Source organism: Stenotrophomonas terrae, assembly GCF_001431465.1.
Classification (GTDB): Bacteria; Pseudomonadota; Gammaproteobacteria; order Xanthomonadales; family Xanthomonadaceae; genus Stenotrophomonas; species Stenotrophomonas terrae.
The window spans coordinates 1-13,545 of record NZ_LDJJ01000052.1; the positions used below are offsets into that span (position 1 = coordinate 1).

The following is a 13,545-nucleotide window of genomic DNA, read 5'->3' on the forward strand; positions in this document are numbered from 1 at the left end:
GTTGGGGCGAGGGCAGGGCGAAGGTCTGAGGGTGAACTGAGGCAATTGCTTCCGAAGCCCGAAAGCCTCCCCCCCATCCGCTCTCCGGGCACCTTCCCCCGCAAGCGGGAGAAGGGAATAGCCGAAGCCACAGCGAAGGCCACAGCCACAGCCAAAGCCAAAGCCACAGCCAAAGCCAAAGCCACAGCCACAGCCACAGCCACAGCCACAGCCAAAGCCAAAGCCAAAGCCAAAGCCAAAGCCAAAGCCAAAGCCAAAGCCAAAGCCAAAGCCAAAGCCAAAGCCAAAGCACCCCTCCCCAACCCTCCCCTGCTGCGCAAGGGAGGGGGCAGTGCACGACGGCCGCCGCAGCGGTAGCAATGAACGCTCATCAGCAATGAAGCGCCATCCCTTCTCCCGCTTGCGGGGGAAGGTGCCCGAAGGGCGGATGGGGGCGCTTGTGATCTTGCTTTGGCTTTAGCTTTCAAGCCCAAACCCCAAACCGTTCCCCCGGCCTTCGACCAAAAGAGCGGAAGCAGAGCGAGCCACCACGCACATGAAAGTGCACAGCGCAAAGCGCGCACTGCACTTGCTACCCTTGAACCCACCAAGAACACGCGCAACGGAGATCAGCATGCATTACGTCGAAATCATCACCGCCCTGGTGGTGCTGCAATACCTGTTCTTCATCTACCAGGTCGGTCGTGCGCGCGGCCGCTACGGCGTCAAGGCGCCGGCTGTCACCGGTCATGAAGGCTTCGAGCGCATGTACCGGGTACAGATGAACACCCTGGAGCTGATGGTTGCCCTGGTGCCGTCGCTGCTCATCGCTGCCCGCTTCTGGCCGGCCGAATGGGTGGCGGCAATCGGTGCGGTCTACCTGATTGGCCGTTTCATCTACTGGCGCGCCTATTTTGGCAATCCGTCCAGCCGTGGCCTGGGCTTCGGCCTATCGATGTTGCCGGTTCTGGTCCTGCTGCTGATGGCCCTGGCCGGCGCGATCCTGCGCTGAGCAACCGCCCACCGATTTGTGGGAGCGGCGTAAGCCGCGAAGCCGGAAAAAAACGCCGGATAGCCCTGCAATTGCAGCAGCATCTGGCGGCTCTGTTTGTACCGGCTTCACGGCTAACGCCGTTCCCACAAAAACAAAAAAGACCAAGGGAGCCCTGCGGCTCCCTTGGCTGTCATGCAACTCAGAAATCCAGGCTGAGCTTGGCGTAGGTGTAGCGGCCGGGCAGGTCATAGGTGCCCGGGTCATAGCCGTTGAGCGTGCAGCTCAGGCAGATCGGCGGGTTCTTGTCGAAGACGTTGTTGACGCCCACGGCGAGCTTGACGCCCTTCATCCATGCATCGGTGCGCCAGCTGATCTGTGCATCGTGGTAGGTGGTGGCGCCAAGCCAATGCTGGTCGGCGGCACTGTCGGTGCAGATCGCAAAGCCATTGGCACCGGCGCAGCTTTCGCGCAGGCGGTCGATGTAACGCATGGTCCAGTTCACGTTCCAGTTCTGGTAATCCCAGTTGGTGGTGAAGGTCGAGCTCCATTCCGGGATGGCGCTGTCGCTGACTTCGATGCCCGGGCCCTTCGGTTCGGCCTGGCCGGATTCATTGATCAGCTCGTAGCGGGTGACCCAGGTCGCCTTCCAGTCGAAGCCGAGCTGACCCCAGCCGGTTTCCGGCAGCAGCCAATGCGCGTTGAAATCCCAGCCGCTGGTGTTGATGGTGCCCAGGTTGGCCAGGATGTCCTCGAAGCGGATGATCTGGCCGCGGTCGTTGCGGGTATAGCTGGCGCAGGCAAAGGCATCGCGGCTGTCGATGCAGCGGTCCATGATCGACTGTGCATCCGGTGCCTGGATCGCCTTGTCGATGGTGTGGCGGTAGAAGGTCACACCCAGGTCCAGCTTGCTGGCCCAGCTGCTGTCCTCAGCCCAGCTCGGGCTCCACACCGCACCGGCCATGAACGAGCGGCTTTCTTCCGGTTCCAGTTCGCGGTTGCCGGCGGTCACCACCGAGATCTGCGGGTTGGCCTGCTCGTAGCCTGGCGGTACACCGTCGGCGACGCACTTGGGCGTGGTCGAGGCGGCGTTGTTGCAGGGGTCGACGATGGTGGCGTCGAAGCGGCTCAGCGTGCCGTACAGCTCACCGATCGATGGTGCACGGAAGCCCTGCGCGAACGACATGCGCAGCAGCAGTTCATCGGCCGGTTGCCAGCGCAGGCCGATCTTGCCGGTGCCGGTGCCGCCGAAGGTGGAGTAGTCCGAGTAGCGGCCGGCAATGCTCAGGTCCAGGCTCTTGCCCCAGAAGCCTTCGCGCGCCAGCGGCACGTCGAATTCCACATAGCCTTCCTTCACCGAGTAGCTGCCGATGGTCACGCCCGAGGGCACGCCGTTGTACTCGCCGGCGATGGTGATCGGGTCGGGGTGGTACTCGCCTTTGTAGCGTCGCCATTCGGCACCGGCGGCGAAGGACAGCGGCCCGGCCCAGATGTCGAACAGCTCGCCGGTGATGTTGGCCGAGCCCAGTGACAAGGTGTTCTTGCTGCGGTCGCGCACGATCGGCGAGATCCACCCCAGCATTTCCTTGGTGATGGTGCCGGGCCCACCGAAGATGTCCAGCGGCACGCAGCCGGCAATCGCGGCGCAGGCGGCCGGGTCACCCAGTGCCTGGTTGATGTGCTTGACGTTGTAGCTGCCGGTATTGGTCTGGGTGGCCTTGCTCTCGCTGGACATCACATTGACGTCCCAGTTCCAGGTGCGCTGGTTGACCTCGAACACGCCATCCAGCCCGCCGGCCGCGTACCAGGTTTTCACGTCCTGCTCGTAGCGGCGCGGGCCGCCTTCGACCGGTCGCCGGCCAAGCAGGAACAGGTTTGGGTTGGCGCCCATCGTGGTCAGGTCAAAGCCAAACGGGTTGTAAGGGTTGTTGGCCGAGATAACCAACTTGGTTTCGGCCCACTCGTTGTAGACACCGGCGTCGGTACCGAGGAAGAACGGTTCCGGCGCGGCCTGGTTGGCGGACTCGCGCTCGCTGTACAAACCGCGGAACCAACCGCTGACGTTCGGCGAGAACTCAAAGCGCACCTGGCCGAAGACCGATTTGCGTTCGTTCGGGGTCAGCAGCAGGTTGTTGGGCGCGAAGTTGTAGCGGTCCGCAGTGGTGAAGCAGTGATAGTCATCGGTGCGGGTACAGCCGGTCTGGCTGGGATCGAATACCGGTTTGGTAACACCCGTATTGGAAGTGATGTTGTAGGTATTGCCGCTGGGGTCGGCGAACACCAGGCGCCCCTGTGGCGTAGCCGAGCTGCCGTTGGCCAGGCCGGTACCGGGCACCGGCACCGTCGCCCACTCGTACTCCCTGGAGGAGATTTCTTTCTGCTTGAACCACGACGCGCCCACAATCCACTGCGCGCGCTCGCTGCTGCCGCCAAAGCTCAGGTCGATGCTGCTGGTATCGCCGCCCTTGAGGTTGTAGTCGCCGTACTGCACCTCGACATGGCCGCCTTCGGCACCCTTCTTGGTGATGATGTTGACCACGCCGGCGATGGCGTCGGAGCCATAGATCGAGGACGCGCCGTCTTCCAGCACTTCAATGCGGTCGACGATGGCCAGCGGGATGGTGTTCAAGTCCACCGACGAACCCACGCCCGAGCCGGAGGATTCATTGACCCAGCGGATGCCGTCCACCAGTACCAGTACGCGCTTGGGGCCGAGATGGCGCAGGTCGACCGTCGCCGCACCGGCACCGACACCGCCGCCATCGGGCGGAAAGCCGAAGTTGCCGCTGGAGTTGAGCTTGGTGCTCAGCGAGGCGCCGCTGGCAGTGAGGTGCTGGACCACGTCGGCGACCGAGCTGTAGCCGGTGCGCTCGATGGCTTCACGGGTGAGCACCTGTACCGGAACCTGGGTTTCCAGTTCGGCTTTCTTGATGCGGGTACCCGTGACTTGAATGCTGTCCAGGGTCTTGGGCGTGCTGTCGGGAGCTTGTTGCGCGAAGGCCGCGCCGGGCAGCAGGCACAGCAGGGATAAGCGGACAGCGCAGCTGAGGCGGCGCGGGCGTAGCGGTAACAACGTCATCGGAATGCTCCTGGTGATTGCCGGACTACGTGCCCGCCACCATGACGGGCGTAGCCGATTTGTAAGCAATTCGTTAGGCGCAGACAAGCGGAGACGTCCCAAGCCGGGCCGTGAGCCGCACAATGGAACCGTTGTTACATCAGTTCATCGTGATGAATAGCCACCATCGACCAGGTGGTAGCTCCCGGTAATGAACGAGGCTTTGTCCGACAACAGGAAGCAGGTCAGTGCCGCGACCTCCTCGGCCGTGCCCAGCCGCCCGGCCGGGTGCAGCGCCACCAGCCCGGCGTAGGCGCGGTCGTCCATGCTCTGCAGCAGGGGCGTGTCGATGAAGCCCGGGCCCACGGCATTGATCCGCAGGCCGCGCGCGGAATATTCCAGCGCCGCACTCTTGGTCATGCCCACCAGCGCATGTTTTGCCGCCACATAGGCCGCCGCGCCGGCCCAGCCGTTGGTGCCCAGGATCGAGGCCATATTGACCACGGTGCCGCCGCCACTGGCGAGGATGGCCGGAATTTCGTACTTCATCGAATAGAACACGCCGTGCAGGTTGACGCCGAGCACGCGGTGCCATTCTTCCAGTGGATAGTCGGCGGTCTGCAGGCTGGCGCCGCTGATGCCGGCATTGTTGACGGCCAGGTGCAGGCCGCCGAAGCGCTCCTTGCAGGCATCAACCATATGCCGCACCGCATCCGGGTCACTCACATCCACCTGCAGCGCCTGCACCCGCTCGCCCAGCGACATGGCCACCGCGGTTGCCGCATTGCCATCGATATCGGCGGCCAGCACCTGCGCACCGCCGGCGGCCAGTTGCCGCACCACCGCCTCACCAATGCCGGACGCGGCACCGGTAACCAAGGCGATGCGCCCGGCAAAATCGTGTTGCATGGCCGTACTCCAGAACTGCGGCACTGCCGCGACCGGTACAGCCTGCGGGTTTGGCGGCGCCGGCGCATTGCGCCAGATCAAGCCGCTGGATCACGCCGGCGTGCTGTGCTGGCCGGGGCGGCTGTGCAGCGGCAGGAAGTCAGCCAAGGCACTGGCCGACATTGGTTTGCCGAAAAAATAGCCCTGTGCGTAGACCACGCCCTTGTTGCGGAAGAACTCCGCCTGCTCGGCGGTTTCAATGCCTTCCACCAGGGTGCGCATGCCCAGGCTGCGCGCCAGCTCGATGATGTGGGTGGCCACCTGGCTGGTCACCGCCTCGGTGCAGGCGGTGGAAGTGAAACTCTTGTCGACCTTGAGGATGTCGAACGGATAAGTGGTCAGATAGGCAAGGCTGGAATAGCCGGTGCCGAAATCATCGATGGCGATGGCGATGCCCAGGGCGCGGATTGCGTTGACCACGTCCTGCGCGCTGTGTTCCTCCAGCAGGCCACGCTCGGTGGCCTCGACCACGAACTGACCATTGCCCACCCCGATACTGCGCTGCATGGCCGCCAGCAGTGCTGGCGTCTGCATCGATTGCAGGTCGCGTGGCGACAGGTTCACGCCCAGGTGGAACTGCGGGTAGCGGCGCAGGAAGCCGCTCAGGTCCTTGACCACCAGCTCCAGTACGCGGCGGGTAACCAGCTGGATCAGGCCCGCATCCTCGGCAAACGGGATGAAGCGGTCCGGCGGCACCACGGTGCCGTCCTCATGCTGCCAGCGCAGCAGCGCCTCGGCACCGATGCAGGTGTTGTCCTGCAGGTCGAACACCGGTTGGTAGAGCAGGAACAGATGACCCTTGTTGAGCGCCCGCAGCAGTTCGGCGCGCGCCGATACCTGGCGCCGGATCAGGATCAGCGCCATGCCCAGCACGGCCAATCCGGCGATGACCCCGATCGGAATGAACCAGTGCGCGAACTGGGACACGCGGGCGTCGATGGTCGACAGCGGGGTGGCCACGATCAGGCCGGTGACGCCGGGTGACAGCACCCGCCGCACCACCATGTAACCGCTCTGCTGGTCGATGAAATGGCCCTTGCCGTCGGCCTTCCCGTCGGCTTCAACCCAGCGTTGTTCCAGCACGCCGTTGCGTGCGGTGTAGCGGCTGTCCTTGACGTTGAACAGGCCCAGTGAAAGATCCGGTCGTGCGAACGGTGCGATCAGCCCGTCCGGGTACAGCAGCAGCGCGTAGCCGTCCTTCTCCACCAACACGTACTGCCGGTCGGCAAGTCCGGGGATGTGCAGTTGGGTGTAAAGGCTTACCCCTTCGGGGGTGCGCAGCGAAGGAGGCCCCAGCACGAGTTGCTGCATCAAGGCGCCGCTGGAGGAGCACAGCACCTTGCCTTCCTGCAGATACAGCGTGCTCTTCACCACCTGCGAACCCAGCCCGAAGCGCTGCAAGCGCAGCCTTCCGGCGTCGCTGCAGGGTTCATCACCGCTACCGCGCATTTCCTCGCGCAGCATGCGCAAGGTGGTGGAGGTACTACGGACCTGGCGTTCCAGATTGCCGGCCACCTCGTCCAGCACCACGTATTTCTCGCGGATGGCCTGTTGGCGGGCCTGGCGGAGTGAGTAGGCGACCGGTACGCAGGCCAGGATGGCGCCCGTGACCAGCAGCAGCACTGCAATTCGACGTGGACTTTTCAACGGTCGCCATCCCGGTTGGCTACTGGTGAGCCCACTATGTGACGTCCGTCAAGAATTACCAGTGGTTGAAATTTAGCTATGTGCAGGTGGGTTTCACGGCGTGCTGAAGGTGTCCCAGGCCATGCGCGTGATCAGTACCACCACCAGCACCACAAAAAGCTTGCGAATCAACGGGGTGCCACCGCGCAGTGCAAGCCGGGTACCGGTCACCGCGCCGAGTACGTTGGCCGCCGCCATCGGTACCGCCAGGGCCAGCAGCACATTGCCGCTGGGCACGAAGAACGACAAGGCCGCCACATTGGTGGCCAGGTTGACCACCTTGGATGCGGCCGAGGCGCGCAGGAAGTCCAGGCCGAAGAAGCGCACGAACAGGAAGATCAGGAAGCTGCCGGTACCCGGCCCGAAGAAGCCATCGTAGAAACCGATCACCCCGCCCATCGCCAGTGCGATCAGCAACTCGCGCCGGCCAACCTCGCGTGGCCGGTGCAACGCGCCGAAATCCTTCTTGGCCAGGGTATAGCCCAGCATCACGATCAACAGGGTCAGCACCAAGGGCCGCACTGCCTCCTTGGACAGCAGGGTCACCGCGGTGGCGCCAAGGAAGGAGAACGCAAACGCCGCGGCAGCTGCCAGCAACACCGGCCGCCAGGGGAAACGCACCGAGCGCGCATAGCGCCAGGCCGAGGCACCGGTGCCGAACACCGAGCTGAATTTGTTGGTACCCAGCAGCGCGGCCGGGGTCTGCTGCGGCAGGGCAGTGAACAGCCCGGGCAACTGGATCAAACCACCGCCACCCACCGCCGCATCCACCAGCCCCGCGATGAAGGCGATGACCAGCAGCCAAGGCAGTTCGGGTGGGATCAACTCCAGCATGGCAACTCCGGCGCAGGGCGCGACAGCATACGCGCCCTGCACAACGACATCGCTTGGAAGCGCAGCGCGGCTGGACGAAAATGCGCGGATGCAGATATCTCCCAGCTCCCCCTGTCCCTGCGGCCGCGAGCAGACCTACGCGGCCTGCTGTGGCCGTTACCACGCCGGCCAGGCCGCGCCCGATGCCGAATCGCTGATGCGTTCGCGCTATAGCGCCTATGTACTGCAGGACGTCGATTACCTGTTGGCCAGCTGGCATCCGGCCACCCGCCCCGCGGAGCTGTCGCTGCAGGACGCCCCCGGCCAGCGCACGCAATGGCTGGGCCTGAGCGTGAAGCGGCATGTCCCCACCGGCGAAGACACGGCCGACGTCGAATTCACTGCCCGCTACCGCGTAGGCGGTGGCAGCGCGGTAAAGATGACCGAACACAGCCGCTTCCAGCGCATCGACGGCCGCTGGTATTACCTGGACGCCGCCGGCTGAAGCGCCACCGCGCACCGCGCGATGGGCATGCAGCAAGGCAGCGCCGCATCGGTAGAGCCGAGCCATGCTCGGCTGGAGCTCTACCGGTGAAGCCCTGCCGAGCATGGCTCGGCACTACGCATCTGCCCCTCCCGCGCGTACCGCGCAGGTAGCGCAAGCAGCGGCTGCGACCCATTGGTAGAGCCGAGTCATGCTCGGCTGAGGCCCTGCCGGTGAAGCCCCTGCCGAGCACGGCTCGGCACTACGCTTAGCTCCCTCCCTTTCGCGCAGCGAAGGGGAGGGTTGGGGAGGGGGGCTTTTCGCTTTATGCCCTTCGCACCCCGCAAACACCACCAGCTCCCCGACTCTTATAACCCAACGCAACCCAACACCCGCACCGCTTATCATCAAGCTCCAGCGCAAGGAGCTTATGGATGAACCCGATCAACCTGCTGCGAGCAGGCACCACGATGGCGGCGCTCATGCTGGCCCTCCCTGCCAACGCCGCGATCGCCGACTTCGGCAGCTGTGGCGCCTCATTCAAGGCCGCCGCCGTCGCCCAGGGCATCAACGGCGAACGGGTAGATCAGGTTTTCAGCGGCATCATGCCGGACCTGAGCGTGCTGCCACTGCTGGACGCGCAGCCGGAGTTCACCACCCCCATCTGGGACTACCTGGCCTCGCTGGTCGACAGCCGCCGTATCGCCGATGGCCGCGCGCTGCTCAGCCAGCATCGCGCGCTGCTGGACCAGGTCAGCGCCCAGTACGGCGTTGATCCGGCCACCATCGTCGCGGTTTGGGGTGTGGAGAGCGATTACGGCCGCGTGTTCGGCAAGCGCCCGCTGCTGCAATCACTGGCCACGCTGTCCTGCAACGGTCGCCGCCAACCCTTCTTCAAGGGCGAGCTGCTGGCCCTGCTCAAGCTGATCGACAAGGGCGACCTCAATCCCGACGGCCTGACCGGCTCCTGGGCCGGTGCCTTCGGCCACACCCAGTTCATGCCATCGACCTACGCCCGCATCGCCGTGGATGGCGACGGCGATGGCCGCCGCGATCTGGTTGCCAGCATTCCCGACGCCTTGGCCTCCACCGCCAACTACCTCAAGCAGTCCGGCTGGCGGACAGGCCAGCCCTGGGGCGTGGAAGTACGCATCCCGGCCAATTTCAACGCCGCGCTCGCCGGCCGCGGCAAGCGCAAGCCGCTGGCCGACTGGCGCGCGCTGGGCGTCACCCTGGCCGACGGCAAGCCCTTGCAGGTCTCGGCCATTGCTGACGACAGCAACGCCGCAGTGCTGTTGCCGGCCGGTGCCAAGGGCCCGGCCCTGCTGGTGTTCCGCAACTACGACGCGATCTATTCCTATAACGCCGCCGAGAGCTACGCCCTGGCCATCGCTACCCTGGCCGACCGCCTGCGCGGCGGCAGCGGCCTAAGCGTGGCCTGGCCCACCGACGACCCGGGCATCGGCCGCGACGAGCGCCGCGAACTGCAGACCCTGTTGCTCGCCCGTGGCCACGACATCGGCAGCGCCGACGGCATGGTCGGCAACGCCACCCGCCGCGCGATCCAGGTCGAACAACAGCGGTTGGGCTGGAAGGACGCCGATGGCCGCGCCGGCGCCCGCATCCTGCAGGCGCTGCGCAATGCCCAGCCCGCCCAGCCCACCGCGTTCCGGCTACCGGCCGGCTACCAGCAGCTTGTTCAATCACCGATCGTACGGAGCAATGTTTCAATGAAGGATGTGCAGGGCCTGAGCACAGGCGACTTCAAGGGTTTCACCGCCTGGAAGGTGGAAACCCCGTTCTCAACCGCTGCCATCAGCGTGTTCGGCGGGCAGCTGCTGTCCTTCGTGCCCAATGGCGGCCAGGACGTGATGTGGCTTTCGCCTACGGCCAAGCAAGCATCCACGCCCATCCGTGGCGGTGCACCGGTGTGCTGGCCGTATTTCTCGCGGCAGGGCCAGAGCAATGACGTGCCTGCGCATGGCTTCGTGCGTACCGTTGCTTGGCAGCTGCGCGATGCCCGGCGCGAAACCGATGGCAGTGTGGTGCTGACCCTTGCACCGCCGGTGTTGGACAGCCTGGACCTGCGCCTGCAGATGGTGCTGCGCATCGGCCGCACCCTGGAGCAGGAGCTGATCACCGAGAACACTGGCAGCCGCGTGCAGACCTTCACCCAGGCGCTGCACAACTACTTCAATGTCAGCGACGCCTTGAAGGTGGATGTCACCGGCCTGGACGGGCTCACCTACCTGGACAAGCTCGACAACGGCAACGCCCATGTGCAGAAGGGCGACTGGAACCTGCGCGACCCGCGTGATCCCGGCCGCAGCGACCGTCTCTATACGCAGGCCGGCGGCCACTACGTGTTGCGTGACCCCGGCTTCAAGCGGGCAATCGACATCAGCACCAGCGGCAGCCGCACGGCCGTGGTCTGGAATGCAGGCGAAGCCGGCGCAGCCAAGATGGAGGACATCGGCGCTGCGTGGCGCAACTACGTCTGCGTGGAGGCGGCCAACGCCGGCCCGGATGTGATCGAGCTGGCCCCGGGCGGACGCCACAGCCTCAAGCAGGTGTTCAAGGTGAAACCGTTTTGAGCGGCTTCCGCTTGTGAGTGCAGGGCGCCCGGCCTAGAGTCGGCGCCTTGCGCTGCCATGAAGGTAGCTGTGCCCACTCAAGGAAGAAACGATGCCGAATACCCAGTGGTATTACACCGATGCACAGCATGAGCGGCAGGGGCCGCTTGCCACCCCGCAGCTGCAGCAGCTGATCGCCGAGGGCGGGCTGGCCCCGGCCTCGCTGCTATGGCGGGCCGGCATGGAGCAGTGGCAGCCGCTGCAGAACTTCGCGCAGGAACTGACCCTGCCCGGTGCCAACGACGCGCCCGCTGCTGGCAGCAACCCTTATGCCGCACCGTCCGCGGTTGTTGCCGATCCGGTTGTCGAGCTGGATGACAGGTTGAAGCCCTACGCCGATTTTGTCGGCAACAACTTCGACAAGTACCGGCAGAAGTGGCATCTGGACGGGAAATACCCCAACGCCAAGGACACCTGGCATTGGCCGGCGTTCTTCCTCGGCGTGCTGTGGATGCTCTACCGCAAGATGTATGCGCTCGCGGTGCTGTGGGGCGGTGGAGCAATGTTGCTGGGAACCGCGCTGCGCATCATGGGCATCCCGGATATGGCGGCATGGGGCGTCAATATCGGTATCGCCGTTGCCGCAGGTGGGCTGGGCAATGCGTTTTACCTGAAGCACACGCAGAAGCAGATCCAGCAGCTGACGTCCGCCAATACCGGCGGCGTCAACGCACTGCGGGCGCAGCTGCGCCTGCGCGGCGGTACCAGCGTTGCAGCCGTGGTGACCGGCATCTTCGTGTTGACCCTGCTCAACGTGACGATTGGGTTCCTGATTATCTGATCAGGTGCGTGATCGCAGCAGGCATGCGCGCCTGCTGCTGCCGAGCAGGTGCGCGCTCAATGCACGGCGTGCTCAGCGCGGCGACGGCCGGCGTACTACCAGCAAGGTGACAACGCCGGCCAACAAGCCCCAGAACGCCGAACCAATGCCGGCCATGGTCAGGCCTGAGGCCGTCACCAGGAAGGTCACCAGCGCCGGCTCACGCTCGGCCTCTTCCTTCAAGGCGACCGCCAGGCTGTTGCCGATGGTGCCAAGCAGGGCGATACCGGCCAGTGCCGCGATCAACTCCTTCGGGAAGGCGGCGAACACCGCGGCCACCGTCGCCCCGAACAAGCCAATCACGATGTAGAAAACGCCGGCGCTCACCGCCGCCGTATACCGCCGCGCCGGGTCCTCATGTACCTCCCGGCCCATGCAGATCGCCGCGGTGATTGCCGCCAGATTCAAGGCATAGCCGCCAAATGGCGCCAGCAGCGTGTTGACCACGCCGATCCAGCCGATCACCGGCGAGATCGGCGCGTCATAACCGGAGGCCTTCAACACCGCCACGCCTGGCACGTTCTGCGACGCCATGGTCACGATGAACAAGGGCAGGGCGATGCCGAACAGCGCTGCCCACGACAGCGTCGGTACGGTGAACACCGGCATTGCCATCTGCAGCTGCACCTGTTCCATATGCATCAGGCCCTTGCCACTGGCCATCGCCACGCCCACCAGCAAGGTCGCGATCACCGCATAGCGTGGAAACCAACGCCGGCCCAGCAGATAGGTGGCAAACATCAGCAGCACCAGCAGCGGCTGGGTATTCACCGATACAAACACATCCAGGCCAAAGCGCAGCAGCACCCCGGCCAACATGCCCGCAGCCAGCGACACCGGGATCCGCCGCATGGCTTTTTCGAAGACGCCAGAGAAACCCGCCACGGTGCCCATCACGGCGGCCAGCACAAAGGCGCCGATGGCATCGGACAGCGGCAGCGTACTCGCCCCGACCACCAGCATCGCCGCCCCGGGCGTGGACCACGCCGTCACCACCGGCACCCGATAGCGCAGCGACAGGCCGATACAGGTAACGCCCATGCCGATGCCCAACGCCCACATCCACGACGCAATCTCGGCCTGCCCGGCCCCGACCGCCTGCGCCGCCTGGAACACGATCACCGCCGAGCTGGCAAAGCCCACCAGCACCGTAATGAAGCCGGCAACCACCGCAGGCAACGAGAGATCAGCAAAGAAGGAACGCGGAGCCGGATTGGACATCTATATATAAGCGTGACGGACCAACCCGCATTGTGGCCCAGCGAGCAGCCCCGCGGCTCCCATGCAGCCAGCCGAAGACAAAGCCTTACCACCGTAAGCGGAAGAGGGGCAGCCGAAGCCAGAACCCCTCTCCCGGCAAGCAGTCCCAAATCCTCCCTACATCTCACCGAAGCCAAAACCCCTCTCCCGTCTACGGGAGAGGGGTAGAGGTGAGGGCAGCTCTCCGCATTGCACCGAAGCGTGACAGATCAACAAGCCACAGCACCGAGCAAGCAGCCCCAAACCCTCCACACATCCAGCCGAAGCCAAAGCCCCTCTCCTGATTACGGGAGAGGGGCAGGGGTGAGGGCAGCTTTCGGCATTGCACTGACGCGCAACGGGTCAACAAGCCATAGCACCGAGCAAGCAGCCCAAGCCCTCCATACATCCAGCCGAAGCCAAAGCCCCTCTCCCGCGTGCGGGAGAGGGGTTGGGGTGAGGGCAGCTCTCCGCAAAAAAGCAGGAAAGCATCACCACCAAGGCAAGAACAGCCGCCCAAACAGGAAGAGGCTTTGCCAAGTCTGGCCCCAACCCCTTTTTTGCCGCTCTGCAACAAAAAGTGATTGCGATTTTCACAAAGATGTCTAGAATCCACTTCCTCGCTTCACGGCGCCGATCACACCAGTGAACGGAACCAGGAAACGGCGTCACCAGCCTCGAAACAGGGTGTTGACGGAAACAAAAAGCCTGCCATAATAGGCGGCTCGCTTCGACGAAAAGCCCTCGGGCCAACGCTGAAGCCGCCGAGTCAACCACCCCGAAATGAGGTGTTGACGAAGCAGAAAAGCCACCATATAATGGGCGGCTCGCTACGACGGAAACGTCGCAGCCTACGAAGACGGCGCTGAGGCCGGATTCGAAGTTCTTTGAAAG

General features: G+C 64.5%; 10 protein-coding genes. 4 read left to right on the forward strand and 6 right to left on the reverse strand.

Annotation, left to right across the window (positions count from 1 at the left end; all coding sequences use genetic code 11):
* The coding region (locus ABB27_RS20225; protein WP_211263718.1) for a hypothetical protein at nt 1-287 on the reverse strand (287 nt) is incomplete at its 3' end.
* Nucleotides 288-613: 326 nt separating this feature from the next.
* Between ABB27_RS20225 and ABB27_RS14910 the strand changes: the two genes are divergently transcribed.
* Complete coding sequence (locus ABB27_RS14910; protein WP_057629579.1) at nt 614-991, forward strand: MAPEG family protein; 378 nt, start codon at nt 614-616, stop codon at nt 989-991.
* Between the two features lie 181 nt (nt 992-1,172).
* On the opposite strand, the gene ABB27_RS14915 is transcribed toward ABB27_RS14910, so the two are convergent.
* The 4 genes from ABB27_RS14915 to ABB27_RS14930 form a co-directional block, all read right to left on the reverse strand.
* On the reverse strand, nt 1,173-4,049 hold the full coding sequence (locus ABB27_RS14915; protein ID WP_057629580.1) for a TonB-dependent receptor plug domain-containing protein: 2,877 nt from the start codon (nt 4,047-4,049) through the stop codon (nt 1,173-1,175).
* 144 nt (nt 4,050-4,193) lie between these two features.
* Nucleotides 4,194-4,937 (reverse strand): SDR family NAD(P)-dependent oxidoreductase, encoded by a 744-nt coding sequence (locus ABB27_RS14920; RefSeq protein ID WP_057629587.1) that lies wholly within the window; start codon nt 4,935-4,937, stop codon nt 4,194-4,196.
* A 90-nt stretch (nt 4,938-5,027) separates the two neighbouring features.
* Nucleotides 5,028-6,623 carry an EAL domain-containing protein gene (locus ABB27_RS14925; RefSeq protein ID WP_152984616.1) on the reverse strand — a complete coding sequence of 532 codons (1,596 nt, stop codon included), beginning with the start codon at nt 6,621-6,623 and terminating at the stop codon, nt 5,028-5,030.
* Nucleotides 6,624-6,716: 93 nt separating this feature from the next.
* Nucleotides 6,717-7,496 carry a sulfite exporter TauE/SafE family protein gene (locus ABB27_RS14930; RefSeq protein ID WP_057629582.1) on the reverse strand — a complete coding sequence of 260 codons (780 nt, stop codon included), beginning with the start codon at nt 7,494-7,496 and terminating at the stop codon, nt 6,717-6,719.
* 88 nt (nt 7,497-7,584) lie between these two features.
* On the opposite strand from ABB27_RS14930, the gene ABB27_RS14935 reads away from it, so the two are divergent.
* The 3 genes from ABB27_RS14935 to ABB27_RS14945 all read left to right on the forward strand — a co-directional run bounded on the left by ABB27_RS14935 (nt 7,585) and on the right by ABB27_RS14945 (nt 11,373).
* Nucleotides 7,585-7,980, forward strand: a complete 396-nt coding sequence (locus ABB27_RS14935) for a YchJ family metal-binding protein (protein ID WP_057629583.1) — start codon at nt 7,585-7,587, stop codon at nt 7,978-7,980.
* A 422-nt stretch (nt 7,981-8,402) separates the two neighbouring features.
* The gene (locus ABB27_RS14940) at nt 8,403-10,553 is read left to right on the forward strand and encodes a lytic murein transglycosylase (RefSeq protein ID WP_425477549.1); all 2,151 of its coding nucleotides are present in this window, start codon (nt 8,403-8,405) and stop codon (nt 10,551-10,553) included.
* A gap of 91 nt (nt 10,554-10,644) precedes the next feature.
* Complete coding sequence (locus ABB27_RS14945; RefSeq protein ID WP_057629585.1) at nt 10,645-11,373, forward strand: GYF domain-containing protein; 729 nt, start codon at nt 10,645-10,647, stop codon at nt 11,371-11,373.
* Nucleotides 11,374-11,445: 72 nt separating this feature from the next.
* Here ABB27_RS14945 and ABB27_RS14950 read toward each other — a convergent pair whose 3' ends face one another.
* The gene (locus ABB27_RS14950; protein ID WP_057629586.1) at nt 11,446-12,633 is read right to left on the reverse strand and encodes a benzoate/H(+) symporter BenE family transporter; all 1,188 of its coding nucleotides are present in this window, start codon (nt 12,631-12,633) and stop codon (nt 11,446-11,448) included.
* Nucleotides 12,634-13,545: the final 912 nt, after the last annotated feature.

Excerpts from the sequence above, each read along its gene's own strand:
- ABB27_RS14910 (WP_057629579.1), top strand. The coding sequence starts at position 614 with ATGCATTACGTCGAAATCATCACCGCCCTGGTGGTGCTGCAATACCTG.
- ABB27_RS14915 (WP_057629580.1), bottom strand. The coding sequence starts at position 4,049 with ATGACGTTGTTACCGCTACGCCCGCGCCGCCTCAGCTGCGCTGTCCGC.
- ABB27_RS14920 (WP_057629587.1), bottom strand. The coding sequence starts at position 4,937 with ATGCAACACGATTTTGCCGGGCGCATCGCCTTGGTTACCGGTGCCGCG.
- ABB27_RS14930 (WP_057629582.1), bottom strand. The coding sequence starts at position 7,496 with ATGCTGGAGTTGATCCCACCCGAACTGCCTTGGCTGCTGGTCATCGCC.
- ABB27_RS14935 (WP_057629583.1), top strand. The coding sequence starts at position 7,585 with ATGCAGATATCTCCCAGCTCCCCCTGTCCCTGCGGCCGCGAGCAGACC.
- ABB27_RS14945 (WP_057629585.1), top strand. The coding sequence starts at position 10,645 with ATGCCGAATACCCAGTGGTATTACACCGATGCACAGCATGAGCGGCAG.
- ABB27_RS14950 (WP_057629586.1), bottom strand. The coding sequence starts at position 12,633 with ATGTCCAATCCGGCTCCGCGTTCCTTCTTTGCTGATCTCTCGTTGCCT.